Raw genomic sequence first — 996 nt, 5'->3', positions numbered from 1 at the left:
CGTGACTGGTACCATCGAACTGCCGGAAGGCGTAGAGATGGTAATGCCGGGCGACAACATCAAAATGGTTGTTACCCTGATCCACCCGATCGCGATGGAGGACGGTCTGCGTTTCGCAATCCGTGAAGGCGGCCGTACCGTTGGCGCGGGCGTTGTTGCTAAAGTTCTGGGCTAATTACACGTTAATTAGTTTTGAATTGAAAAGGGCGCTTCGGCGCCCTTTTTGCTGCCCGTAATTTGAGCTCGAAATATTTAGTCGTAATTTTGCTCGCTGAACTATGGCGCAAATAAAACTGTGCTATTGTAATCATAACCATTCTCATTTACACTTTGCGCAGAATTTGAACGGGAGCAATCATGTACGTTTGTTTGTGTAATGGTGTAAGTGACAAAAAAATTCGCCAGGCAGTCCGTCAGTTTCATCCGCAATCTTTCCAACAATTGCGTAAGTTTATTCCTGTGGGAAATCAATGCGGTAAGTGCATTCGCGCCGCGCGCGAAGGATCTGCGTGAGGCTATCGCATATGCCGACAGCGTTCATGACTATGTTAGCCGCGATATGATGATCGAGATCCTTGTTGATGAAGAAGGTCATATCGACTGGCTCGAAACTGAACTGGATCTCATCGGTAAAATTGGCCTACAAAATTACCTGCAATCACAAATTAAAGTTAAAGATTAACGGCCTATCAGCAAACTATCCCAGCCTATAACGAAACCCGCAGCCGCCAGAAATGGCCCAAAAGGCAGTAATGCCAGTCAGTTAAGCAACTGACTGGCTCTTTTTCGGGGCTGTGGGGTATTTCCAGGGCCTCTCCTTTACCACTCTCGGGAAGGCCCTTCCCCTTCTCGTCGGTAATTTCACAAGTTGTCCCATACTTGCAAGATCGCGCATCAGCTCCGGTATACGTCCCGGTGAAGCGCCCTGCAATGTCATCAGCATTCTCATCACCATTCCGCATGATTCTGAGAAACTCAGTTGATTCGGCCAGTAAC

The 996-nt window shown here is 48.0% G+C and carries 2 protein-coding genes and 3 pseudogenes; 3 read left to right on the top strand and 2 right to left on the bottom strand.

The features are described from left to right. The 3 genes and pseudogenes from BGK49_RS27555 to BGK49_RS15930 all read left to right on the top strand — a co-directional run. Positions 1-175 (top strand): EF-Tu C-terminal domain-related protein (locus BGK49_RS27555; RefSeq protein ID WP_094188686.1); only part of this gene is annotated, 175 nt, incomplete at its 5' end. Positions 176-357: 182 nt separating this feature from the next. Beyond that, positions 358-513 carry a bacterioferritin-associated ferredoxin gene (gene bfd, locus BGK49_RS15935; RefSeq protein ID WP_000289088.1) on the top strand — a complete coding sequence of 52 codons (156 nt, stop codon included), beginning with the start codon at positions 358-360 and terminating at the stop codon, positions 511-513. After that, positions 497-682 (top strand): annotated as a pseudogene (locus tag BGK49_RS15930) (ferritin-like domain-containing protein); the annotation flags it as partial. The gene bfd and the pseudogene BGK49_RS15930, both read left to right, overlap by 17 nt. Here BGK49_RS15930 and BGK49_RS27545 read toward each other — a convergent pair. Continuing rightward, positions 679-750 (bottom strand): annotated as a pseudogene (locus BGK49_RS27545) (prepilin peptidase); the annotation flags it as partial. The pseudogenes BGK49_RS15930 and BGK49_RS27545 overlap by 4 nt on opposite strands. A 13-nt stretch (positions 751-763) precedes the next feature. Beyond that, positions 764-996, bottom strand: a pseudogene (locus BGK49_RS15925) (IS4 family transposase); the annotation flags it as partial.

It is taken from the genome of Shigella sp. FC1544, from assembly GCF_001722145.1.
Taxonomy (GTDB): domain Bacteria; phylum Pseudomonadota; class Gammaproteobacteria; order Enterobacterales; family Enterobacteriaceae; genus Escherichia; species Escherichia coli.
The sequence above is the reverse complement of the archived record's forward strand: the minus strand, read 5'-3'. Positions and strand labels throughout refer to the sequence as shown.